Annotated in this window: 27 protein-coding genes; 3 read left to right on the forward strand and 24 right to left on the reverse strand. The window is 56.0% G+C overall.

From position 1 onward, the window contains the following. Nucleotides 1–2: 2 nt before the first annotated feature. The 3 genes from QVF11_RS17765 to argA form a co-directional block, all read right to left on the reverse strand. Nucleotides 3–314, reverse strand: coding sequence for a hypothetical protein (locus QVF11_RS17765; protein WP_287858500.1), 312 nt, complete (start codon nt 312–314; stop codon nt 3–5). A 312-nt stretch (nt 315–626) separates the two neighbouring features. Then, a complete protein-coding gene (locus QVF11_RS17770) occupies nt 627–941 on the reverse strand; it encodes a hypothetical protein (RefSeq protein ID WP_287858501.1) in 315 nt (104 codons plus the stop codon). 147 nt (nt 942–1,088) lie between these two features. Next, nucleotides 1,089–2,420 carry an amino-acid N-acetyltransferase gene (gene argA / locus QVF11_RS17775; protein WP_110276460.1) on the reverse strand — a complete coding sequence of 444 codons (1,332 nt, stop codon included), beginning with the start codon at nt 2,418–2,420 and terminating at the stop codon, nt 1,089–1,091. Between the two features lie 227 nt (nt 2,421–2,647). Here argA and amiC point away from each other — a divergent pair, with 227 nt between their 5' ends. Together amiC and cobD are read left to right on the forward strand one after the other, a co-directional pair. Further along, nucleotides 2,648–3,901: an N-acetylmuramoyl-L-alanine amidase AmiC gene (gene amiC, locus QVF11_RS17780; protein ID WP_112213947.1), complete on the forward strand. Its 1,254-nt coding sequence runs from the start codon at nt 2,648–2,650 to the stop codon at nt 3,899–3,901. 16 nt (nt 3,902–3,917) lie between these two features. Then, nucleotides 3,918–4,997 carry a threonine-phosphate decarboxylase CobD gene (gene cobD / locus QVF11_RS17785; protein WP_287858504.1) on the forward strand — a complete coding sequence of 360 codons (1,080 nt, stop codon included), beginning with the start codon at nt 3,918–3,920 and terminating at the stop codon, nt 4,995–4,997. 204 nt (nt 4,998–5,201) lie between these two features. On the opposite strand, the gene QVF11_RS17790 is transcribed toward cobD, so the two are convergent. The 21 genes from QVF11_RS17790 to pduA all read right to left on the reverse strand — a co-directional run bounded on the left by QVF11_RS17790 (nt 5,202) and on the right by pduA (nt 22,092). Next, nucleotides 5,202–6,068: an L-threonine kinase gene (locus tag QVF11_RS17790; RefSeq protein ID WP_287858506.1), complete on the reverse strand. Its 867-nt coding sequence runs from the start codon at nt 6,066–6,068 to the stop codon at nt 5,202–5,204. A 93-nt stretch (nt 6,069–6,161) separates the two neighbouring features. Beyond that, nucleotides 6,162–7,376: an acetate/propionate family kinase gene (locus QVF11_RS17795; protein WP_142514813.1), complete on the reverse strand. Its 1,215-nt coding sequence runs from the start codon at nt 7,374–7,376 to the stop codon at nt 6,162–6,164. Next, on the reverse strand, nt 7,361–7,813 hold the full coding sequence (gene pduV, locus QVF11_RS17800; protein ID WP_287858509.1) for a propanediol utilization protein PduV: 453 nt from the start codon (nt 7,811–7,813) through the stop codon (nt 7,361–7,363). The genes QVF11_RS17795 and pduV overlap by 16 nt, the downstream gene beginning before the upstream one ends. Nucleotides 7,814–7,817: 4 nt before the next feature. Next, nucleotides 7,818–8,168, reverse strand: coding sequence for a propanediol utilization microcompartment protein PduU (pduU, locus tag QVF11_RS17805; RefSeq protein WP_000441100.1), 351 nt, complete (start codon nt 8,166–8,168; stop codon nt 7,818–7,820). Further along, the gene (gene pduT, locus QVF11_RS17810) at nt 8,168–8,722 is read right to left on the reverse strand and encodes a propanediol utilization microcompartment protein PduT (RefSeq protein WP_110276466.1); all 555 of its coding nucleotides are present in this window, start codon (nt 8,720–8,722) and stop codon (nt 8,168–8,170) included. The genes pduU and pduT overlap by 1 nt, the downstream gene beginning before the upstream one ends. 2 nt (nt 8,723–8,724) lie before the next feature. After that, the gene (gene pduS / locus QVF11_RS17815) at nt 8,725–10,080 is read right to left on the reverse strand and encodes a cobalamin reductase PduS (RefSeq protein ID WP_287858514.1); all 1,356 of its coding nucleotides are present in this window, start codon (nt 10,078–10,080) and stop codon (nt 8,725–8,727) included. Next, nucleotides 10,077–11,189, reverse strand: a complete 1,113-nt coding sequence (pduQ, locus tag QVF11_RS17820; RefSeq protein ID WP_112213941.1) for a 1-propanol dehydrogenase PduQ — start codon at nt 11,187–11,189, stop codon at nt 10,077–10,079. The genes pduS and pduQ overlap by 4 nt, the downstream gene beginning before the upstream one ends. Before the next feature lie 11 nt (nt 11,190–11,200). Beyond that, nucleotides 11,201–12,592, reverse strand: coding sequence for a CoA-acylating propionaldehyde dehydrogenase PduP (gene pduP, locus QVF11_RS17825; protein ID WP_112213940.1), 1,392 nt, complete (start codon nt 12,590–12,592; stop codon nt 11,201–11,203). Continuing rightward, nucleotides 12,589–13,599 carry a two-domain cob(I)yrinic acid a,c-diamide adenosyltransferase PduO gene (gene pduO / locus QVF11_RS17830; protein WP_112213939.1) on the reverse strand — a complete coding sequence of 337 codons (1,011 nt, stop codon included), beginning with the start codon at nt 13,597–13,599 and terminating at the stop codon, nt 12,589–12,591. The genes pduP and pduO overlap by 4 nt, the downstream gene beginning before the upstream one ends. Before the next feature lie 9 nt (nt 13,600–13,608). Next, nucleotides 13,609–13,884: a propanediol utilization microcompartment protein PduN gene (pduN, locus tag QVF11_RS17835; protein WP_004133641.1), complete on the reverse strand. Its 276-nt coding sequence runs from the start codon at nt 13,882–13,884 to the stop codon at nt 13,609–13,611. Nucleotides 13,885–13,887: 3 nt separating this feature from the next. Continuing rightward, nucleotides 13,888–14,379: a microcompartment protein PduM gene (gene pduM / locus QVF11_RS17840; protein ID WP_112213938.1), complete on the reverse strand. Its 492-nt coding sequence runs from the start codon at nt 14,377–14,379 to the stop codon at nt 13,888–13,890. Beyond that, the gene (locus QVF11_RS17845; protein ID WP_112213937.1) at nt 14,376–15,008 is read right to left on the reverse strand and encodes a phosphate propanoyltransferase; all 633 of its coding nucleotides are present in this window, start codon (nt 15,006–15,008) and stop codon (nt 14,376–14,378) included. The genes pduM and QVF11_RS17845 overlap by 4 nt, the downstream gene beginning before the upstream one ends. Then, a complete protein-coding gene (locus tag QVF11_RS17850) occupies nt 15,008–15,490 on the reverse strand; it encodes a BMC domain-containing protein (protein WP_287858517.1) in 483 nt (160 codons plus the stop codon). Before QVF11_RS17850 ends, QVF11_RS17845 begins: the two co-directional genes overlap by 1 nt. Before the next feature lie 3 nt (nt 15,491–15,493). Continuing rightward, complete coding sequence (pduJ, locus tag QVF11_RS17855) at nt 15,494–15,766, reverse strand: propanediol utilization microcompartment protein PduJ (RefSeq protein ID WP_110276474.1); 273 nt, start codon at nt 15,764–15,766, stop codon at nt 15,494–15,496. An 18-nt stretch (nt 15,767–15,784) separates the two neighbouring features. Continuing rightward, nucleotides 15,785–16,135: a propanediol dehydratase reactivase beta subunit PduH gene (gene pduH, locus QVF11_RS17860; RefSeq protein WP_142465141.1), complete on the reverse strand. Its 351-nt coding sequence runs from the start codon at nt 16,133–16,135 to the stop codon at nt 15,785–15,787. Further along, nucleotides 16,125–17,957, reverse strand: coding sequence for a propanediol dehydratase reactivase alpha subunit PduG (gene pduG, locus QVF11_RS17865; RefSeq protein ID WP_287858518.1), 1,833 nt, complete (start codon nt 17,955–17,957; stop codon nt 16,125–16,127). The genes pduH and pduG overlap by 11 nt, the downstream gene beginning before the upstream one ends. Nucleotides 17,958–18,094: 137 nt before the next feature. Then, nucleotides 18,095–18,616 carry a propanediol dehydratase small subunit PduE gene (gene pduE / locus QVF11_RS17870; protein WP_112213933.1) on the reverse strand — a complete coding sequence of 174 codons (522 nt, stop codon included), beginning with the start codon at nt 18,614–18,616 and terminating at the stop codon, nt 18,095–18,097. 14 nt (nt 18,617–18,630) lie between these two features. Then, on the reverse strand, nt 18,631–19,305 hold the full coding sequence (pduD, locus tag QVF11_RS17875) for a propanediol dehydratase medium subunit PduD (RefSeq protein ID WP_142514817.1): 675 nt from the start codon (nt 19,303–19,305) through the stop codon (nt 18,631–18,633). Nucleotides 19,306–19,315: 10 nt separating this feature from the next. After that, the gene (gene pduC / locus QVF11_RS17880; protein ID WP_112213931.1) at nt 19,316–20,980 is read right to left on the reverse strand and encodes a propanediol dehydratase large subunit PduC; all 1,665 of its coding nucleotides are present in this window, start codon (nt 20,978–20,980) and stop codon (nt 19,316–19,318) included. 18 nt (nt 20,981–20,998) lie between these two features. Further along, entirely contained in the window at nt 20,999–21,811 is an 813-nt protein-coding gene (gene pduB, locus QVF11_RS17885) for a propanediol utilization microcompartment protein PduB (RefSeq protein WP_110276480.1), read from the reverse strand. Then, nucleotides 21,808–22,092, reverse strand: a complete 285-nt coding sequence (pduA, locus tag QVF11_RS17890; protein WP_110276481.1) for a propanediol utilization microcompartment protein PduA — start codon at nt 22,090–22,092, stop codon at nt 21,808–21,810. The genes pduB and pduA overlap by 4 nt, the downstream gene beginning before the upstream one ends. Nucleotides 22,093–22,616: 524 nt before the next feature. Here pduA and pduF point away from each other — a divergent pair. Then, entirely contained in the window at nt 22,617–23,417 is an 801-nt protein-coding gene (pduF, locus tag QVF11_RS17895; protein WP_110275926.1) for a propanediol diffusion facilitator PduF, read from the forward strand. Nucleotides 23,418–23,599 lie beyond the last annotated feature (182 nt).

Raw genomic sequence — 23,599 nt, forward strand, 5'->3', positions numbered from 1 at the left:
CGCTAATAAGGGGCGACTAAAGGCATTATCCACAGCAGCGATATGGAGTTCATGGCGAAGAAATACTTCGCCGAACCCTTTGCAAGCGGTGGGTTCGAGACGTTGGCCACCACGAGGACAATGGCGGAAATCACCAGGTTAATAACGGAGAGGATCATAAAGATAAAGAAAATAAACAGCCCGGCACCGTAAGCGCTTCCTGACGAGCCTCCGCTCCCCATCATCATCAGCAGAATGAGCAGCCAGGGGTAGAGCGAAATAACGGTGACGATTAATTTTATATTCTTCATAAACCCGTTTGGTGATTTCTTCATAATGAATACAGCTCCTTTGCGTTCAGTTTGAATATACCCGTCATACTTCAAGCTGCTTATGTGTTGGCTGCGGATTACTTGACCCATCCATGGGCCTCGCCCTTACCGGCCGTCGCAAGCGACGTTCAAATCTGCTCCCGGCAGATTTGTCGCTCACCCCGGTCACATCGTTATCTATGCTCCCGGGGATTAATGAGAGGCTCCTGCCTCTCACCGGAAGCCAGCCTTCGGCTGGTCAAATTCGTTCCCAACGAATTTGTCACTCCCTTGCCGCTTTTAAGCAACTTGAATTATTTAGGGTATATAAAAAGGTCATAGACTGAATATGGGAAAAATCATCCATAGTAAAGAAATAGAGTTTATTGCGAAGAAATAACCGGCGGATCCTCTTTTGGTATCGGTGATATATATATTAGCCAGCACAATAAAAATTATAGAAATAATAAGATTGATAAATGACAATCCCGCCAGCGTCAGGGCAAGCGCAGCGCCTGCGCTAAAAAATCCGCCTGCAGGTTTATGTCCTACGTCGAGAAAGGCCAGCAATATTATCAGCCAGGGATACAAAGAGAGGATTGCGATCATCACTCTTGTGTAGCGGGTAAACCAGTTTCCCGAGTTGTCCATTAATGGCACTCTCCGTATTTATATTTTTAATTCCATTTTAGCAAAATATAGGCAAGAAAGGTCTAAAGGGGAAGTGATAATAAAGTAGGTCGATAGTCGGAGAAAAGAATCATCCCCGGTCACGTATGCGTTTCCGGGGAGAGGGAATTAACTCAAGTCCGCCATCAGCACCTTCGAGCGGCGCTGATAGTTGTACATCTCTTTCTTGCTCTCCGGCAGCAGGTCGACGTCTACTGGGGTAAAGCCGCGCTCCTGGAACCAGTGAATGCTTCGGGTCGTCAGCACGAACAGCTTACTCAGGCCCATTTGCCTCGCCTGAGCGGCAATGCGCTCAAGCAGCACTTCACCGCGTGATGAGCTACGATAATCCGGATGCACCGCCACGCAGGCCATTTCACCGATTTTCTCTTCCGGGAACGGATAGAGGGCAGCGCAGGCGATCGTGGTGTTGTCACGCTGAATAATGGTGAATTTATCGATTTCCATCTCCAGTTGTTCGCGCGAACGCCGTACCAGGATGCCCTGTTGCTCCAGTGGGCTAATCAGTTCAAGGATCCCGCCGATATCGTTGATGGTGGCGCGACGGATCTGTTCGGCGCTCTCCATCACAATCTGGGTACCGATACCGTCGCGTGAGAACAGTTCCTGCAACAGCGTGCCGTCTTCCTGATAACTGATCAGATGACAGCGACGCACGCCGCTACGGCAGGCTTTGACCGCCCCGCGCAGGAACCGCACCGTGCCGGAATTATAATCTTCGTCTGCTTCCAGCTCTTCAACCCGCGCCTGAGCTTCGTTGGGGAACAGTTCGGGAACGATATCGCCATTCTGGTCGTAGACCCCTTGCGACGAGCAGAAGCCGATCATTTTTTCGGCTTTCAGCTTAATTGCCAGTTGAGTGGCAATCTCTTCGGAAGTGAGGTTAAAGCTTTCGCCAGTGACCGACACCGCAACTGGCCCCATCAGCACAATCGCGCCGTTATCCAACTGGCGGTGAATGGCTTCTTCATCAATGCGCCGAATGCGTCCGCTGTGGCAATAATCCACGCCGTCATCTACCCCTAACGGCTGTGCGATCAGGAAGTTGCCGCTGACCACGTTGATATGGGCACCCTGCAACGGCGTGTTGTTCAGGCTCATAGACAGGCGAGCGGTAATTTCCAGCTGCAGCATGCCCGCCGCTTGCTTAACCAGCTCAAGCGTTTTGGCGTCAGTCACTCGGGTCTGTTTGTGATAAACCGGCTCGTGACGATGCTCTGCCAGGTTAGCGTCAATCTGCGGGCGTGCGCCATAGACCACTACCAGGCGAATACCCAGGCTGTGAAGAAGGCCAATGTCATTGACTATACTAGAAAAATTATCATGCTCGATGGCTTCTCCGCCCAGCATGATGACAAACGTTTTACCCCGATGGGCGTTAATATAGGGGACAGAATGGCGGAATCCCTCTACCAGTTCGGTGCGACGTTCCTTCACCATTACACAACCTCAATGCATGATTATTCGTAATTAGTGTATTTTTATTCTGTTTTGCCGGTAAACGCAAGCGCCAATTTGTTGCTGAGTTGAGAAAGCAGTGTGAGCTAAATCAGGGTGTCAAAGATTGTTTACCCTTTTATAGATGACAGGTTATACGCCTTTCGTTAAAGTTTCTGGTCAATCTGTTTGTTTTAAATACCAATGATTTCTTACTGCTTGGGAGTGGCATGTCGGGATACAAGTCAGAATTAAGCCGCCGCCGTTTTTTACAAGGGGCGGGCGCCATGTGGTTAATGAGTGTGAGTCCGGTTGGGTTGGCTGCTGCGGCGCAGGTTGTTGCCGTGCGAGTCTGGCCATCGTCGACCTACACCCGCGTCACCGTGGAGTCCAATCATATTCTGAAGTATCGGCAGTTTGCGCTCAGTAATCCTGAACGACTGGTCGTGGATCTGGAAGGCGTTAACCTCAACTCGGTGTTAAAAGGAATGGGCGGGCAGATTCGCGGCGACGATCCTTATATTCAGTCCGCTCGCGTGGGTCAGTTCGATCCGCAAACCGTGCGCATGGTGTTTGAGCTGAAACAGAACGTGAAACCTCAGCTTTTTGCGCTGGCCCCGGTTGCTGGTTTTAAAGAGCGTCTGGTGATGGATCTCTACCCCTCCAACGCCACCGATGTGCAGGATCCGCTGCTGGCGCTGCTTGAGGATTACAATAAAGGCGATCTTCAGCGTCAGGTTCCCCCTGCGGAAAGCGGGCCGAAACCGGGTAAAGCCGGGCGCGATCGGCCGATCGTGATTATGCTCGACCCCGGCCACGGCGGTGAAGACTCTGGCGCGGTGGGGAAATATCGCACTCGCGAAAAAGACGTGGTGCTACAAATTGCCCGAAGGCTGCGCGCGCTGATCGAGAAAGAGGGCAATATGAAGGTCTATATGACCCGCAACGAGGATGTCTTTATCCCGCTGAAGGTCCGCGTTGCCAAGGCGCAGAAGCAGCGTGCCGACCTGTTTGTCTCTATTCACGCCGATGCATTTACCAGCCGACAGCCCAGCGGCTCTTCGGTCTTTGCGCTGTCGACTAAGGGGGCCACCAGTACCGCAGCGAAGTTTCTGGCCCAGACCCAGAACGCTTCGGATCTGATTGGCGGCGTAAGCAAAAGCGGCGATCGCTACGTCGATCACACCATGTTTGACATGGTGCAGTCGCTGACCATCGCCGATAGCCTGAAGTTTGGCAAGGCGGTGTTGGAAAAGATGGGCAATATTAATAACCTGCACAAGAATCGCGTTGAGCAGGCGGGCTTCGCGGTGCTGAAAGCGCCGGATATTCCATCGATTCTGGTGGAAACCGCGTTTATCAGTAACGTCGAAGAAGAGCGTAAATTGAAAACGGCGAAATTCCAGCAGCAGGTTGCAGAGTCGATTCTGGCAGGGATTAAAGCCTACTTCGCTGACGGCGCGACGCTGGCAAGGCGAGGGTAACGCAACAGGAATGTAAATGGCTCTATTGAAGAGCGCGCATGGCGGAAACGTCCGCGAGGCCGCCGCGCTATTGGGTATCTCTGCGGAACAATTACTGGATTTTAGCGCCAATATTAATCCACTCGGGATGCCGGAAAGTTTAAAGCGCGCCATCATCGATAATATGGCCTGTGCTGAACGCTATCCGGATGTTGAGTATCAGCAACTGCACCTCGCGCTGGCGGAACATCACCAGGTTCCCGCTTCGTGGATCCTCGCTGGAAATGGCGAAACGGAAGCGATCTTCACCCTCGTTCAGGGCCTGAAGCCCCGTCAGGCGATGATTGTCACGCCGGGTTTTGCCGAGTATCGCCGGGCGCTGCAATCGGTCGACTGCGCGGTGCGGGAGTTTCTTCTGCGTGAAGAGGATGGTTGGCAGCTGACTGGCGCTATCCTTGATGCCCTGACGCCAGATCTGGACTGTTTATTCCTCTGTACGCCGAACAACCCTACCGGCCTGCTACCCGATAGCCGTCTTCTGGCGTTAATTGCTGAGCGTTGTAGGTTGCTGGAAATCTCGCTGATTCTTGATGAAGCGTTTATCGATTTTATTCCCGACGAGTCGGGGTTTATCCCGCTTCTGCGCGATAACCCGCACGTGTGGGTGTTGCGTTCGCTCACCAAGTTTTATGCCATCCCCGGCCTGCGCCTGGGGTATCTGGTCAATGGTGATGAACAGGCGGTGGCGCGAATGCGCGAGCGACAGATGCCGTGGTCAATTAACGCCTTTGCTGCGCTGGCGGGTGAAATCATTCTTCAGGATAGCGACTATCAGCAGAAAACCTGGCTGTGGCTGGAGGAAGAGGGGCGGCGCTTTTACCATCAACTGCACCACATTCCCGGCCTGACGGTTTATCCTGGCCGGGCCAACTATTTGTTTTTGCGTTGCGACGTGCCGGACCTTGATCTGCAATACGCCATGCTGCAGCAGCACATCCTGATCCGCAGTTGCGCCAACTATCCAGGGCTCGACGGGCGCTACTTCCGCGTCGCTATTCGCAGCCAGCAGGAAAACACCCAGTTGCTGGCGGCTTTCAGACAGGTATTTAGCGGGTAGATGTCTGCTGCCATTGTTCGTCTGCAGTTCTTCCCGGTGGCGCTGCGCTGACCGGGCTACGGGTTTACAGCCGTCTGCGGGCCGGTAGCGCCGCCTCCGGGGAATGTGCGGAGCCTGATTAATGGCTGCTTTTTTCTTCCCGGCGGCGCTGCGCTGACCGGGCTACGGATTTACAGCCGTCTGCGGGAAATATGATTGCCGGCGCTAGAGCAATTCGACGCCGCCCTGCACCATGCGCAGCAGATGCTGCTCGGGCCAGGATTCGGTAAGCCGCTTCTCTTCCAGCCGTCGCTGCAAATACTCAATATCGTGACGTTCACGGTCGAGCATCAGGCCAACAACGCTACCGCTGTGCGCCACGTTAATGCCGTATAAATCGCACTCTTCTACCAGCGTCAACAGCGCATCAAACCCCGGTTTTGGCAGCAGGTGCTGGCTGGCGATGGCGCTGAGCGTCGCAGCCTCACCCATCCGTCGCGGATTATCCGTCTCACAGGCCTGCTGGATTTTCTCCCAAGCCTGTTGCAGAACGGCAGAATGAGCGTGCAGCTTTTCAAGTCGGGGAAGGCGGTGATAATCAGTGGTCAGCAGCGTGGTGGGGCTTTCAAGTACCAGCAGATCGAGTTTAGGCTGAGAATGGCAGGCTATTTGCGTTTCGGCGGTGTTGTGATCGAACAGCGTCAGTTGGCGAAACAGGGTGCTGTCGGTCGGTTCCAGAGAAACGCACAGTTGGGCCAGGGTGATTTCATCCAGCGGGTGACCGAGATGATGCGCGGTAGCTACCGCCGTTGCGGCGATATCCGCAGTGCTGCTGGCCATGCCTTTGGCGACCGGAATGGTGGAGCAAATGTCGATACGAATCTCTTTGCTGAGGTCAGCCGGATAGCACCAGTAGTTCAGTAGCCTGTCGACCATTGCCCGTGAAAGCGGACGCTCATCCGCACGAGGTGAACCGTAGTCCACCTCGACGGTGCTGTACCAGTCAACGGGGCAGGAGACCAGCTTCTCGCTGCCGAGGATCCAGCCCTGGATGAGTTCGCCGCAGGAGGCGGGGCATTGCGCAACAGCCACGTTTTTCTACCCTTTGCTCAGATTGCCAGGGCGCATAGTGTCATGCCGATCCCGCTATTTCCATGACTCACCGCAACTTGCCGGGCGGCGAGCTCAGGCTGAAACGGTTAACGTCTGCGCTTCGGGAAGCGCGAGACGCATAACGTCGCGGGCAATCATCAACTCTTCATTAGTATTAATGACTGCCACTTTGACGACCGCGTTATCACCCTGAATAAAGGTAGCGTTATGCTGGTTTTTCTCTTCATCGACCGACAGCCCGAGAAAATTCAGGTTATGGCAGATGGCGCTTCTGGCGCGGGCCGAGTTTTCGCCGATGCCGCCGGTAAAGATCAGCGCGTCCAGGCCGCCCATCTGCATGATATAGCTGCCGATGGTGGCGCGAATGCGCTCGGCAAAGAGCGTCAGCGCCAGGGTTGCCCGTTGATTGCCGCCGTCAGCAGCCTGTTCGACATCGCGATAGTCATGGGAGACGCCGGAGACGCCAAGCAGGCCCGATTCGTTGTTTAACAATAGGTTGAGCTGCTCCGGCGTTTTGCCCTCATGCAGCGCCAGCCACGGTAAAATCGACGGGTCGATATCGCCGCTGCGGGTGCCCATCATCACCCCGGACTGCGGCGTAAAGCCCATCGAAGTGTTCACGGAACGCCCGCCTTTGATGGCGCAAACGCTGCTACCGTTACCAAGATGGCAGCACACCACGCGCAGCGCGCTCAGCGGCACGCCCAGCTTTTCTGCCAGCGTCGCGCTGACGTACTTATGGCTGGTGCCGTGGAAGCCGTAGCGGCGAATGCCCAACTCGCTGTAGTAGCGCCAGGGCAGCGGATAGATAAACGCGCGCTCATCCAGCGTCTGGTGAAAAGCGGTATCAAACACCGCCACCGACGGCGTATCGGGCAGCAGCTGGCGGAACACTTTGATTCCCAACGCATTAACCGGGTTATGCAGTGGGGCGAGTTCAGCCAGACGCTCAATTTCCGCTAAGGTTTCATCGGTGACCGGTGTCGAATCTTTAAAACGTTCCCCGCCGTGCGCCACGCGGTGACCGACTCCGTCGATATCCTGCAGGCTTTGAATAATCTGGTAGCCAAGGAGTTTTTCCAGCAGCAGAGTAACGGCTTCGCGATGATCGGCGATCGGCGCTGACTCCTGCCATTTTTGTGCAGGGGTTTTTATTGTTACCTGAGCGTTGGCCATGCCGATACGTTCAATCAGTCCCTGACAGAGCGTCTCGCCCTGCGGCATTTCCAGCAGCTGGAATTTTAATGATGAGCTGCCGGCGTTAATGGCCATTATTTTGTAAGACATAAAGGTTCCTTCGAATTCAGAAAATCCAGCACGGCGTCGAGACCCGAGTTATTCAACGCGCTGGTGATAAAAATCTGCTGTGCTCCAGCCTGCGTAAGCCACTCCGTAACCAGCGAAATACGCTGCGGCTCGGCCAGATCAGCCTTGGTGACCAGGCCAATCGTCGGTCGGTTCATCGGGGCGGTAAAACCTGGAGAAAAGGGCGACCACTGGGCGTCGGCATTCAGCACCAGCGCGATGACGTCGGCCTCGCAGGCGCTGGTCAGCAGGGCGCTATACAGGCAGCGGTTCTCCAGATATTCACCCGGCGTGTCGATGGCCATCGGCGACCATTCAATGGCCTGAGTTTTCTTATAATGGAGCGCTTCGCCGCGCAGGCTTTGGGTCAGCGAGGTTTTTCCACACTGGCTGGGGCCGATAAACATCAAACGCTTCATTGGCTTACGTCCGGGTGATCGAACAGGTAGTGAACTGCATCATTTCGCCCAGCGTGCGCGTCACCTGCTTGAGGGCATATTCGACGGCGGAAACATCGCCGGTCAGCACCACCGCGCCGGTAAAGCGATCGAGAAAACCAATTTCCACCGCGCCGGATTTGGTGGCGATATCGCAGGCGATAATCGATGCTTCGCTCGGTGTGATGGTAAGGATGCCAATGGCGGAAACCGCATCCGGCAGGCCCAGTTTCTTAAAGAGATCTTTCCCAGGATTGGCAATCAGGTGCGCGAGGGTGACCTGTTTTCCCGGCACGTATTCCTGAATCATGCGATCCGTTGTCGGTTGTCTTTCCATTATCCCTCCACCATCTGTCGCCACATGGCTTCATGCGGGCGCGGGATCACCGAACGGTAAACCAGCAGCCCTTTTTCGCCCGCGCTTTCGCTGGCAACCGTCACGGCGTTATTGACGTCAGAAACGTCGCCCGCCACCACCATGTAGCACTTACCGCCGATGCCGAAGGCCATATGCACTCGTACCAGGGTGACGTTTGAGGCTTTCACCGCCCGGTCCGCGGCGCTGATGCAGGCCGCTACGCTCCAGGTTTCGACGATGCCGACCGCCTGGCGTTTTTCGACGCTGTTCAGACCGCTGATAGCCGGGAGAATACTGGGATGGATGTTCGCCAGCACCATGCTGTCGACGAGCATCTCGCCAGCCAGCGACGTGCCGGTTTCAATGGCCTGCTGGAGCGCGCCGATGTCGCCGCCCAGCATCAGTAAAAACTTACCTGGGCAGATGGTCTTGCTGACCAGTAAATCGACGTTGGCGCTTTTCAGCATGGCATCACCAAGCTCCATGCCTTTGGCGATGCTGGTGAGTTCTAAAATTCCTATAGCCTGAGACATGGTTAACCTCTTACAACCGTGATGGCCTGTTCGCTGATGGCCGATACAACGCCGTCGATGCTGGCGTGAATCGGCGCGCCTAATGCGCCTGCCGGGATATCGGCAACGCATTGCCCACGCGTCACGCGCTCGCCGACGGTAACAGTCGGCCCCGCGCTGGCACCGATATGCTGGCGCAGCTGTAAAGTCACTTTTTCTACTGACGGTTCGTCTTCAACCAGCGGTGCTTCCTGGTACCAGGGGCTGAGTCCTAGTTTGGCGATCAGCCGCTTCACCGGCACCAGGCGATATTTCGCCATTTCGTCGGCCGGATTCAGCGGCCCTTCGTAGCGCTGGTTTTGCGCCCGCAGCTCGCGTTTTAACATGCGGTTGATGCGCATCGGCGAGATCCCAACCGGGCAGGCCACGCTTTCGCAAACGTTGCATTCTGAACAGGTGAGAGCGCTCAGCAGCAACTGTGGCGTAGCCGCCTGATGAAAGTTCACCGCCCGCACCAGCAGGTGCGGAGAGAGTTCGTGGCCGATCAGGTGTCGCGGACAGAGATCGGTACACAGTCGGCACTGTTCGCAGACGGTACGTGCGACGGAAAGCACCGTGCGCTCGTCCTGCATTCTCCGCTGGATAAGCGGATGGCTTTTGGGGAGCACCAGCAGGCCGCCGGTAGTTTTCGTCACCGGGTTATCAAGAGAAGTAATCAGGCCACCCATCATCGGGCCGCCGTTAATAAAACCAGGGTCGTCGACCGTTGCGCCGCCTGCCAGCGCCAGCACTTCACGCAGTGACATGCCGATAGGAACGGTAACGGTCAACGGTCTGGCGACCGCGCCGTTAACGGTCAACGTGCGACGAGTGACCGGAAACTGCTGCTCGACCGCCCGGGCAATATTCAGCACCGTTTGCACGTTATTGACGACCACGCCGACGCTGGCCGGTAACGCAGCCGGGGCGACCCGGCGACCGGTTGCCATCCAGATAGTCAGCACCTCATCGCCCGCAGGATAAACATCCGGCAGGATATGCAGGCGGATACCGGCTGGCAGCTGCGGGGTGAGCGCGTCGATGGCCCGGCGGTATTTTTCTTTCAGGGCTATCACCCCTTCGCGCGCGCCGGTTGCCGTCATCGCGTACTGCACGCCGCGGACAAGACGCGCGGCCTGCTGCCACATCAGCTGCTGGTCAACTTTGAGCATCGGTTCACACTCGGCGGCGTTTACCAGGAAAATTTCCACCTGCGCCTGCAGCTTTACGTGAGCGGGAAAACCTGCCCCGCCCGCACCCACAACGCCCGCTGCGCGAACGCGCTCGCGAATTTCATCGGCACTATGGGGCATTTCAACGGCGTTGACGGCGGTACTCATAGCAGTTCCTCCAGCAGTTCCCGAATGGTTTCGGCATTAGCCGGACGCGGGTTAGTGCGTAGGGTGACGTCAGCGAGCGCAGCCTGCACCATCGCTGGAATGCGCGCGGAAAAATCGGATTTTCCTTCTTTAAGCGCAACGGCCAGTGAGGGAAGGGCGCAGCGTTGCTTAAGCAGTTCGATTTGCTGAATCAGCGCATTGATCGCCGCGATATCATTAGCTTCTGCCGGGCAAAAACCACAGGTCTTCGCCATCCGCGCGTAGCGTTTGGCGGCGCGCGGGTCACCCGCGTTAAAGCGGATCACCGTCGTAAGCAGCAGCGCATTGGCCAGCCCGTGCGGCAGATGAAACTGTCCGCCGAGCTGGTGAGCGATCGCGTGATTAAGCCCCAGCCCGGCCTGGCTGAACGCCATCCCCGCCAGCGTTGAAGCATTGTGCATTTTCCCGCGCGTCGCTACGCAGTCGCCTTTTTCCACCGCCGTGGGCAGATACTGGAACACCAGTTTGGCGGCTTTTTCCGCCAGCGCGTCGGTAAAGTCGCTGGCGTGCGGTGACACCCAGGCCTCCAGGGCATGGGTCAGCACGTCCATACCGGTGTTGGCGGTAATCTGCGGCGGTACGCTGACCACCAGCTCCGGATCGAGGATCGCCATATCCGGATACAGCGCATTGTTGAACAGCGGGTACTTGATACCTTTATCAGGATCGCTGATCACGCAGGCGCTGGTGACTTCCGAACCGGTGCCGCTGGTGGTCGGGATCGCCACGCAGGTTTCGATGTTGATCCCGCTCTGCTGGCTAAACCAGACGATGGCCTTCGCAGCGTCCATTGCCGAGCCGCCGCCGAAACCGATCACCACCTGCGGTTGTAGAGCCTGCATTTGCGCAATGCCCTGCACCACGGTGTGGATGGTGGGGTCCGGCGTTATCTCGCTAAAGACGCTGATGCGGTTATCTGCGGGCAGCGCGTTACGCAGGGTATCCAGCAGCGGCGAGCGCGCCAGAAACCCATCGCAGATTATCCAGATGTGCTTGTTGGTAAAGCGCTTAAGCACCGCCAGACTGCCCTGACCGCTGTACAACCGCGTTTGTAGTGAGAAAGTATTCATCGCGACCTCGGTTAGCGGATGGAGAAGCCGTTGGTCAGCACGCAGCGCCGTGAGCGAGCAAAGGTTCGCGCCGACGTGGTCCCTTCACCGGTTGGCGTGGCGATAGTGAAGGTGGTAAACCCTTCGCCGCCGACGCCGATCCCGGCATAGGATGGGCCGTTTTTAACGAATATTGAGGTTTGCAGGGTGCGCGCTGCGAGGTTCAGGCGCGACACGTTCTGCGAGTGCATGATCGCGGTGTGATGCAGACCCTCTTCAACCTTCAGCGCCAGCGTCAGCGCGCTATCGAAATCGCTGACTTTCACCACCGGCAGCATCGGCATCAGTTGTTCGCTGGTCACCCACGGATCGTCGGCGTTGACGATGCCAATCAGCAGACGAGGCGCTTTAGCAGGAACGGCGATCCCGGCGGCTTCCAGCATGGCTGATGGGCTCTTGCCGACCAGTTTTTTATTCGCCTGGCCTTCTGGCAGGCAGGCGGCGCGGAGTTTGTCGGTATCGGCAGGGCTTAGCAGCAGCGCACCGAAGGTTTGCATTTGCTGTACCAGTCGGTCGGCGACGCTCTCCACTACGATCAGACTCTTCTCGGCAATGCAGGGCAGGTTGTAATCGAATGACGCGCCGTTGATGATATCTTCCGCTGCTTTCACCAGATCGGCCGTTTCATCAACGATACAAGGCGGGTTGCCCGCGCCAGCGCCAATCACCTTCTTACCGCTCTTCATGCCCATTGCCACAATGCCCGGGCCACCAGTAATGGCCAGTACCGCGATTCGCGGGTGGGCCATCATCTGCTGGGTGGCTTCGAAAGTTGGCTCTGCGACGGTAACCACCAGGTTGCGGATGCCGCAGCAGCGAAAAGCGATCTCTTCAATCAGGCTGATAAGCTTGAGAGAGACCTTTTTCGCGCCCGGATGCGGGCTAAAGTAGACGCTGTTGCCCGCCGCCAACATGCTGATGCTGTTGTTGATGATGGTTTCCGTCGGGTTGGTGCTTGGGGCGACCGAACCGATGACGCCAAACGGCGAGTATTCAAAGAGCACCATGCCGCCGTCACCGGTCAGCGCGGTGGTGGTGAGGTCTTCTACGCCCGGCGTGTTGTCCAGCGCAGCCTTGTTTTTGAGGAATTTATCTTCTTTGTTGCCCATTCCCGTTTCATTGGCGCTCTCTTCCGCCAGCGAGGCGAGAAGCGGCGTCAGCTCCTGACGCATTGCGCTGATGATGGCGCTGCGCGTTTTCAGCGGGCACTGCTGGTAACGTAAGAACGCCTGATGCGCGGCGTCGATGGCTTCGCTCACGGACTGGAAGATCCCTTTGCCCTGAGGCTGGCTCGGAGTTTGTTCCGGGGTCAGTTGCTCGCTGAGAATGGTGCGAATGAGGGTTTCGAGTTCAGAAGTATTCATTGATGAGTTCCCACGTTAATGGCCGCAATGGCAGCCAGTGCTATATCCATGTCCTGCTCAACGCTGCCGCCGCTGATGCCCAGACCCCCAATCAACAGACCGTCACGCCACAGAGCGTAACCGCCGCCAAAGGTAACGACTTTTCCCTGTAAATGACTTTCCAGGCCATAAAGCGCGGCGCCCGGCTGAACGACATCGCTCAGTTCATGGGTTGCCGTTTTCATAGCGACTGCGGTCCAGGCTTTTTTTGGTGCCAGTTCGCTGCTGACCAGCAGCGCATCCGGCATTCGCCAGGTGACGGTTTCCGTACCATGTGCGTCAACAATGCTGACCACCACCGGCACCTGTAGCTGCTGGGCGCGTTCTACGGCGGAGCGAGTCAACTGGTGGAGGTCGTGAAACGAGAGAGCCATAGGCGTCGTCTCCTTGAGGCGGGGGGGCTGGCTGGCAGCCAGATAGCGTTTGCTGATTTCACGGATGATATCGTTCTGGTGCGCATCGCTATCTTCGGCGCGAGCCAGGGCGTACAGGCAGTCTGATAAGCGATTGATGTAGCGCATCAGCACCTGGCGTACGTTGATTTCTGCGGCCAGCTCAACCAGGCGGCGTTCGGCCCGGCGGGCCAGCGTACGGGCAAAATGTAGGCGGCTCGCGGCTTCGCAGCGACCGGGTAAAATAAAACTGTGCAGCGGCTCGACGCGGGCCATCGCCCGATCAATAGCGGCTTCCAGAGCCGAAATCTCTTCGCTGCTGATGTAGCGCTGTTTGGGCGACGGCTGCTCGCTGTCGCTGGCCAGTTCGGCGCTAAACCAGAAAATTTGCTGCTGGATGGCCTCGAGTAAGATGCGATGGCTTTCATCCGCAGCGGCGCAGGCGCACAGGCTTAGCGCTGCGTTCAGCTCATCCAGCGTGCCGTAGGCTTCGACGCGCGGGTGGGTTTTGCTCACCCGCTGGCCGGTAAATAACGATGTGGTACCGGCGTCACCTGTTCGGGTATAAATCGCCATAATCGCCCCTTAACGCGAAAGCGTATCTACAATGCCGACAACGGCGAGGTCAATGGCCTCATTGGGCCCGGAAAAGACATGTCTGGCGCTGGAGCCGCCGCTAAGCAGCACCAGTTCGCCGACCCCTGCGCCGACGGAGTCAACGGCAACTTCATCGCCTGACGTTGGTGATGCGGGAAGTTCGCCATCGGCGCTGACCCGACGTACCAGCAGCAGCTTTTTCCCTACCAGGGAGGGCGATTTTTGCGTGGAGACAACCGCGCCCGTGACTCGTGCCAGATGCATGATTTACTCCTGCTTAATTAATTGAATATTCCGCGCGCTTGCCGCTTCATGCGCCAGTGCGGTCACGATGCATTTGCGATGGAGAACCAGGCGTCCTTTGCCAAGGCTTGCGACATCGCGATAGCTCAGCAGCGAACCGGCGTGCAGAGTCAGCGCCAGCCCGTGCTCGTCGGTGAACATCACCGGTAGACGAGCCAGTTTTTTTACCGGGATAACCGGCAGTAGCTGGCTATGCACGGAGAGCTGTACGCGGATGCCGAAAGCCAGGGCGTCGTGAATTTTCCCGGCGACGGGGTCGTCGGTTTCCGCTTCAGCAAGCTGGCCCAGCAGCGGCAGGTCGATGAGCAGAATGCGCAACGACGCGTGCTGACAGAACAGGCTTCGGCTGTCCGCTTCACGCAACTGCGCAACGCTCAGCGTCGCCGTGCTGTGGGCGCGACGCTGCAGCCGGGAGACAATCTCCTCAACAATGCGCTGCAGAATTTCGCCGTTCATCGTGGGGCCACCAGCCGGGCAAAGGCCTGCGGGTTATCGGCACCAGCAGCGTTGGCTTCATCGGTATCGATATGCATTTCGAGGCGCATGTCCGGTGAAACGCGAATCGCCACGTTGTTGAAAATCAGCCCGCGCTCGTCGCCTTCGATTGCCACGGAGACCTTATCGCCGTGGGAGACCCGCAGGATCAGGGCATCCAGCGGCGACATATGAATATGCCGCTGGGCGACAATCACCCCAGAAGATAATTCCAGTTCGGCAAAGGGGCTGACCAGACGGATGCCCGGCGTCCCTTTCAGGTTGCCGGACATTCTCAGCGGTGCTGCCACTCCCAGCGTCCTTGCGTCGGTGCGCGATATTTCCACCTGGCTTGTTGAGCGCAGTGGACCAAGCAGGCGTACGTTTTTGAGCTGCCCTTTTGGCCCCACCAGGGTGACAGTTTGTTCCGCAGCATATTGCCCCGGCTGCAGCAGCGCTTTTTTCTCGCTGATGGGATGGCCGGGAAAAAGCTGCGCGTAATCCTGCGCAGACAGATGGATATGACGATTCGAGACGCCCAGCGGAATCGGGCGCTCGCGCATCTCATCAAGAACTTTGCTGACCGTTGATTCCAGAAGCTGTTTATCCATTACGCTTCACCTCGCTTGCCTGAATGAAGGCAAAGAGAACGAGGGTCGCCTTTCTGGCGCTGGCATTTCGGGTCCAGGCACAGGTTGCAGCTGACCAGTCCGGCTTCCTGTGGTACTTCATCTGCTGGCTCTTCAGAAACGACATTGGCCATGATTGGCTCTTCAGGTTCAGGTGCCATGACGGAGGGCGGGGGAGTTTCTGCGGGCATTATCCCTTCTCCGGGCCTGGCGATGACCTTGTGGGCCACCAGGCCATTTCGCTGTTCGGCAAAATGTGCGCCGGTGGTGATCGCCGCCTGCACGGAGGCGACATCACCGGTCACTTTAATAACCGTCCAGCCTGAACCATTGGTCTTTTCGAGGGCGACCAGCGTGATAGAAGCGGATTTCGCCATGATATCGGCGCAGCTGATAGCCAGTGCCAGACCACAAACTTCAAGTAATCCAAGAGATTGCTTCACGCGGTGCTCCTTATTCGCCATCGATCAAGCTTTCGGTAAAATGGCCTCAACGTCGCTGTGCGGACGCGGGATAACGTGGCAGGATTTCACTTCACCCACTACGCTTGCCGCCGCGCTGCCTGCGTCTACGGCTGCTTTAACCGCGCCAACATCGCCGCGAACCATCACGGTAATCAGACCAGAGCCAATTTTTTCATAGCCCACCAGCTGCACGTTGGCGGATTTCACCATCGCATCGGCGGCTTCAATGGCGCCGACCAGCCCTTTTGTTTCAACCAGTCCCAGTGCGTTATTCATACTGCCGTTCTCCTGTGTTTAAGCATGGAGATCCCGAAAAGGGATCCCTTTGACGAGCCGTGCCGCGTTGTTACCTGTGTTGCGTTGGGCTTGACTGTCCTGATGATGCATCAGCGTAAAAAGCGGCGCGGATGCGGGTAAATTCTTGTAGTGCACGACCAGCGTGCGCCGATCGCAGGCAATGCCGACCAGCAGCGGCGAGCTGCGCGCCGCCTGCCAGGCGCTGTCTACGACGTCTCCAACTGGGTGATGTTGAACCAGAAAAGGGATGCCTTCCTCTTCGATACCCAGCAGCACTTCGCCCCAGAGGCTGGCGCAGTCGTCGATAGCGGTAATGACAATTGCCGGAGTGGTGTGGTTACTGTCCATGAGCAAACTCCTTATACCAGGAGAGAATCAGGCCAGTTGCCACCGCGTTTCTTGGGCCTTCGCTGCCGCGAATATTTCCTCGCCCGGCAACCAGGCGGTAGTGCGCCAGCGCATCGGTGACCAGTTGCGGAACTTCGAAATCCAGCGATGAGCCGCCGACCAGCACCACGAACGGAATATCGCGAATGTTGCCGGTGGGGCTGACCTGACGCAGGGCGCGCAGGGCGTTGGTGACGAAGACGCGTTCTTTAGCGCTGCGGCGAATGGCGCGCACCTTTTCCAGCGCTAAATCGCCGGGAAGCGGCACCAGTCCATCGGGTTTCACCACGCAGACGCGGGCGAACACGGCGGGAGGCAGCGGCGTCGGGAAGAACTGGACGCTGCCGTCCTCGTGACGTAAGTGGAACAGGCTTTCGACCTTGGCTAGCGGGTATTTCTTGATCTCTTCCGCCAGATAGCGGTCTTCCAGCCCCAGCTCGCGGGCAATGATCATCGTGACCATATCGCCTGCGCCGGCGAGGTGGGTGGCGATAATTTCGCCTTTGGGGTTGATGATTGACGCGTCTGTAGAACCTGCGCCGAGATCGAGGATCGCCAGCGGTCGGGTGGTACCCGGTGTGGTTAACGCGCCCAGAATCGCGGCTTCGGCCTCAGCACCGCCGATTTGCACGTCGATATTGAGCTTTTGCTCGATTTCACGGGCAATCATCGCCATTTGCAGACGGTCTGATTTCACCATCGAAGCGATGCCGACGGCCTGCTCCAGCGAGAACTCCCCTGCAAGACCTCCGGTGACGCTGACGGGTACAGAAGTATCAACGGCTAACAGATCCTGAATAAAAATCTCGCTGCTGGGCTTGTTGGTCAGTTCGGCCATGGTCTGACGCACGTGTTCCAGCATGCCGCCGATGTTGGTCCCGGCCTCGCCGGTCACGTTATCGAGTTTGTTGCAACCATCGACCGCTTTCATGATGGCTTCGGCACCGGCGGCAACATCGACGCGCACGGTACGTCCTTGAGCCAGCAGTTCCAGATTACCGGCAGGTATGGCGCGCGCTTTGACGTCGCCAGAGGGCGTTTTGACTACCACTGCAGAGCGGTTGCCGATCAGCGCACGCGCCATCGGCACGATATTTTTCGTCTCATCGGCGGTGAGGTTAAATACGGTGGCGATACCGTAAGGGTTGGAGAGGGTTTCGATAACCTTCCCCGGAACGGCGACTTCAATCGCCGCCAGCATCCCCAGCGGAATGCGGTCGATGTACAGAACTTCATCAACAATCGGCAGCGGTTTTTCCAGCCGATTGCTGACCAGTACGCCATCATCGCGCTGCAAAATGACGCCGGTAATCTGGTATCCGGCGCGCATAGAGGCGTTAATGACGTTGGCGATGTCGGCAAAATCGAATGCCGATGACACCACCAGAATATAGGACGAGTCCGCCGGGCGGGTTAACAGCTCCTCCGGCGTAATCGTGATACCCACACCAAGGCCTACTCCGCCCGGCGTTTTCGGGTTATGGCCGATCATTGTCGATTCGGTGATGATGGTTTCGGTAATCGTCTCCATCGCCACATCGCCAATGACCGGCGTGGCTTCGTTAATGCGAATGAGCGAAATATCGCTGACATTGATCCCCGCGCGCTTTGCGGCGAGGGTCAACGCTTCCTGAATGCCAAACACGTTACGCAACGTGCCTTTGATTCCGGTGGTTTCCGCCAGCGCGCTGTGCGTAATCGTCAGTGCGCCTGCGCCATCAAGCGTCGCCAACGCGACTTCCGTTGATGAGTTGCCGATGTCAATGCCAGCTATATATCGCATCGTATATCCTTTTTCTCGTCGTACTTCAAACTGCCTTTTTGTTGGCTGCGTTCTTTCACCCGAATCACTTACTACAGTAAGCTCATCGGGGTTCACTCACTTGCCGCCTCAATGCATCTCGAATTACTTAGAGAAAGCTAATCGTCGCCTTTGAGTTTTTTGCGCTCGACGTACAGCGTTGCCGCTTCACGAACAAAAGCTGCGCAAATTTTTGCCTGATAGCGGCTTTCGAGATCGTCAGCCATTGCTATCAGCTCTTCTTTGGTGGAACGATACGGGCGAAGAGCGTTGTAGATTTCAAGAATGCGATCGTCCGGTACTGCGGTCAGTTCGGCGGCGCGTTCAAAGTTCATCGCCAGCCTGTCGCGACCCGCATCTTTGGCGATAGACGCCTGTAAACGCAGGGTTTCCGGGGTAATACGCATATCCTGAGCGGTGACTTTATTGCTCAGCACGTTTTCCAGCGTGAAGTCATCCAGCGTTTTGTTGGTGGCGGTTTTCACCCACTCCGGATGTTTGTTCGCCAGCGGATAATCGCTAACTTTTGCGCTACGGGTCGCGTCACTAGCGACAGGAGCCGCCGCTGGCGCATCGCCCTGCAGGCTGTTCATGCGGCTCAATACGTCCCGAACCATCGATTCAATTGCGTCGGTATTCATGGAGTTATCCTTTATCAAAGCGCCACGCGCAGTTCCTGCGGGTTTTTGCCCGTCACGACGTATTTGGTCTCTTTAATGTGCAAAATGGCCGACTTCGCCTGGTATTTCGGGCGTGCCATCTGGTCATTAAGCGTAGGGACCGGCTGCGGTGATTCGCGCTTCGCATAGCGGGCGGCGTTTTTACCAATCTGCCGATAGGTTTCCAGCGTCAGCAGCGGTGCCTGCGGGAACAGCTCCAGGTTGGAGAGCGGCGGCAGTCCCTGTTGATGGATAACCGTGGTGCCTTTCGACTGGATGCCGATGGAGATACCCGAGCCGCTCAGACGGTTGCCTTCAACGGCGACAAACGCCACGTCGGAGGATTTAAAGCAGCGAATCACGCGCGCTTTGACGCCTTCTTCTTCGATACCGGCAATGACTTCGCGCAAAATGCTCTTATGCGGTAAGCCGACGATATTGACGGTCTGCGCCAGGCCAAATGCCGGGCCGACGGCGATAATGACTTCGTCCTGCTGAGTGCCCTGGCGAGCTTCGCCCACTTCGGTCAGAAAGCCGTCGCCTGCAGGCGCAGCGGTCTGTGGTGCAGCGGATGCCGCAGGCGCATTAAACGAGACGGGTTTATCGCTGCCCTTCATATCGCGGAGCACGTCTTCAATTATCTGGCGCAGCAATTTTTCATTAATTTCCATTTCTCACCCCTTAATCAATCTCGTTGGGATCAAGAGCGCCAGGGATGTTTTTAATCTCTTCCCAGCGTTCTCCCTGCAGGCGATAACCCGTTGCCGGACCGGCATAGTCATTGACGTCATTAACCGCAGAGAGCACCTGTCCGTCGCCGACGATAATGGCGGAGGTGTGCAAATAGTCCCCGGTCAGCTTGGCTTTCTGGATGTTGAGCATGTCCTGCGCAACATCGGTAAATCCGCCCTGAGCCAGCGCTTTCACCACTTCCAGGCCGTTACGGTTTTTGCTGATGATTTCCTGTGCGAACTTGATATCTTCAACGATGTTACGTTCCGGCATATCTTTCGAACCGTGGGCGTAGGTCGCGGCTTCGACTTCTTCGTCGGTAATTGGCGGCAGACCCATTCCGGCAAACACGGCCTGCAGGGCGCGAGCCGCTTTGTTACGAATAGCGATAACGTCTTCTTCGCGAACCGGACGCAGACCGCCGTCCACTTTCAGGTCGCGCTGGATAACGTTGTAATCGTCAAAATCTTCCGCATCTTCGTTGGAACCGGCGAACATGTTGTCGTAGTTCGGCACCGCGGAATAACCGGAAGAGATAAAGTCGGTACCCGGCAGGAACTGCATCAGCAGGCGTGCGGTACGACGCATATCGGAGTGGGTGAAGGTCTGGTCATTACTGGAGGCGCATTCCAGATCCAGCGATGAGCAAATCAGGTTTTCCGCCAGCACCGCACGAATGCCTGATGGCACGGCAGACGGCACGCCGATACAGCTTACGGAGCCATTTTGCAGACCCTGAACGCCAGCGGCTTTGGTGATATAGATGCAGCGCGCTTCCAGATAAAGCATCGATTTACCTTCGGCGTAGCCCATCTGTACTTCAGAGCCAGAACCGGAGGTGAAGCGCATTTTCAGGCCGCGAGAGGCGTAGGACGAGGCCAGGAAGCCCTTCGACCACGGAGTATCGTCGCCGTCGGTAAATACAGGTTCAGTACCGTATACGGAAATAGTTTCCGCATAGCAGGTGTGGCCTAACATACCGAGCTTCAGCTCGGTGGCTTCTTCCAGGGAGCACTGAGTCAGCACGCCCGGACGACCTACCTGTGAACCTACCAGCAGAGCGATGGCGTTGAACGGGGCATAACGCGCTACCGCAACCGTCGTCTCTTGCTCATCAAACCCGCGCCATGCGCCTTCGGCGGCGTCGGCGGCAATTTGCACCGGGTTATCTTTGACGTTAGTGACGTGCGCCTGTTGAGAAGGGGTGCGGCGTGCGCGCATTTTCTGCATCGACATCATCATCTCGACGACGTTCATATGCGAAACCACTTCGACAATTTTCGCCGGGGTCATGGCAGTAGTCAGGGGGACGATGTCGCTGCGTTTTACATTGGGATCGCACAGCATGTTCGCCAGCTTGACCGAATCCATCGCCATGACTTCTTCTGCACGATTCAGGTTAATACCGTAGCGGGCAATAAAGTGGTCGATCAGGTCGAATTCGCTAACCGGTTTCCCGTCCAGCTCGGTCACTGCGCCGTTTACGATTTTAATCGACGGTTTCGGGTCGTTCGGGCTTTCCATCGCGATAAAGCCTTCTTCGATCCACTCTTTAACGAAGCCGTCCTGATTCACAGGGCGTTTCGCGAGTGCTTCAAATCTTTTCGATCTCATGAATCAGCCTCGTGGGGTTTAGATGTAGGACGGGCGATCGTTTTTCGGTTCAGAACCGAGGGTCGCAAGGACAGTTTTGCCAATTTCGCGGGCGGAGGTGACCGCCTGACGGACTGCGCCGGAGTCGCCAGAAATCACCAAAATGGCTTCGTTACTGAAGCTCGTGCCGTGCGCCGGAGAGCTGTAAGCGACCACTTCAACGTTGGCTGATTTCAGAGCAGTATCGGCCATTAACACACCGACGGAAGCCGGAGCGCCGACGATGATGCCGCAGGCTCGACCAATTGGCGCACCGAACGCTTTTTCAAGGGCGTAGCTGGCGCGGGCGGTGTATTGCAGCTCGATATGCCCGGCTTCGTTGCCGTAAACATCGCCGAAGGTACGATCGAGCTCTTTCAGCGCGACTTCGATACCGCGCTTGACGTCAGAAACGTCGTTGCCGCCTAAAATAATCAGCGAACCGTGACCTGCTCCGCCTTTGGTATCGCGAGGAAGTTCGATGCTGACCACTTCGGTGTTAGTGGCTTTCACCGCTTCGTCCGCCGCCATAATGTGCGGACCTGCGCCGGTACGTGCGCCAAGAATGCCGATGGAGCGATAGCGCTTTTCAAGCTTCATCGCGTCCAGCAGGGCGGTATCGACGTTAGCGATAACCAGACCCAGGGTGTCGCCAATGGCGGTCCCGACAAATTCCGTTAAACTGCAGCTTTTTTCTGCCATAGCCGTCTCTCGTATAGGATGGGGGTGAGTAGGGGTGGCCTGCTGTTCCGGCGTTGCCACTCGGGCAATCACCTGCGCCATGATCTGTTCAACCAGCTCATTGCTGCTCATTGGCTAATTCCCTTCGGTAAGATTTTTTCTACATCGGAGTGAGGACGTGGGATGACGTGTACGGCTTTCACTTCACCCACGTTGCGTGCGGCGGCGGAACCTGCATCGGTTGCCGCTTTAACCGCACCGACATCGCCGCGGACGATGACGGTTACCAGCCCGGAGCCAATCTTTTCATAGCCCACTAACATCACATTGGCCGATTTAACCATTGCATCAGCGGCCTCTATGGCTGCGGTTAAGCCTTTGGTTTCTACCATTCCTAGTGCTTCTTGTTGCATAAAGACCTCGCATGGAGTGTTCCGATAGTTGGGACTATAAGAAGATGCGAGGAAAAAGAATGGCTGACTTGAATTTGATGATGAAAAAATAGTGAGTCATCAATAATATAAAATTGCTACTTTATAATTTAACTTGTTGATTTATGTTGTTTTATTTATTTACCTTGATGTGATTATTTTGTTTTGTATATTCCATATTTACAAAATTGTTTATGACGGATTTAATTTTATCTGCTATGCGAAAAAAAACGATTTGTGATGCTTGTTGGAAAACGGTGAGTTGGTTATAGCAATATTTTTGCATGCTTCATGAGATGATTAATTGCAAAAGCCACGCGTGTGCTATGTCGCCAGCAATTATTTAATGACAATAATTTGTTATCCATGCCCGAATTTTCCGAGGTGGCCGTCAGCAGGTTGCCAACAATTTGCAGACAGGAATTCATATAGTGGTGCCCGCTGTACTCTACTGCCAGCAGGATGTTGGCTGGTCAGGACACAAACTCTGTTAAGAAGGTGTCACAATGAATGATTCGCTAAAAGCGCAATGTACCGCCGAGTTTTTGGGCACCGGGCTATTTTTGTTTTTTGGTATCGGTTGCCTGAGCGCGTTAAAGGTGGCGGGAGCAAGCCTCGGATTGTGGGAGATTTGCATCATATGGGGATTGGGGATCTCTCTTGCTGTCTATCTGACCTCAGGAATATCCGGTGGCCATCTCAACCCTGCTGTTACCGTCGCGTTGTGGTTATTTGCTTGTTTTCCGGGACGAAAAGTTTTTCCTTACATCATTGCACAGGTCGCAGGCGCCTTTGGCGGAGCTGTGCTGGCCTACGTGCTTTACAGCACAATGTTTACCGAGTTTGAAGCCACACACCATATCGTGCGCGGTAGCGTAGAGAGCCTGCAGCTGGCAAGCATCTTTAGTACCTATCCGGCGGCATCATTGAGCCTCTGGCATGCGGCGCTGGTCGAAGTGGTGATTACCTCCATGCTGATGGGGATGATTATGGCACTGACTGACGATGGTAACGGTGTGCCAAAAGGGCCGCTGGCTCCGCTGCTGATTGGTTTGCTGGTCGCGGTTATTGGCGCATCCACCGGGCCACTTACCGGGTTTGCGATGAATCCGGCGCGTGATTTTGGACCGAAGCTGTTTACGTGGATGGCGGGCTGGGGTGATATCGCGATGACTGGCGGACGGGATATTCCGTACTTTATTGTGCCGATTGTTGCACCGTTAATCGGGGCCTGTCTGGGGGCGGCTATCTATCGTTATCTGATTGGTAATAACTTACCTTGTAATACCTGTAAATTAGAGGATTGATGTATCCGCTGAAATAACTAAAAATTTTCATGAACCGGTATCACGAAGTCGCCCAAAATGTCTCCCACGGATGGGAGACTTTTGCTATCGTATTATTCTTTTATCGTTGGCGGCAAATGATGATGAAAGGAAGTGAATATTAAAGAAATGTTTTATTTATAACAAAAAATTAACTGAGAGGT

The sequence above is a fragment of the Klebsiella sp. genome (assembly GCF_027492335.1).
GTDB lineage: Bacteria > Pseudomonadota > Gammaproteobacteria > Enterobacterales > Enterobacteriaceae > Klebsiella > Klebsiella huaxiensis.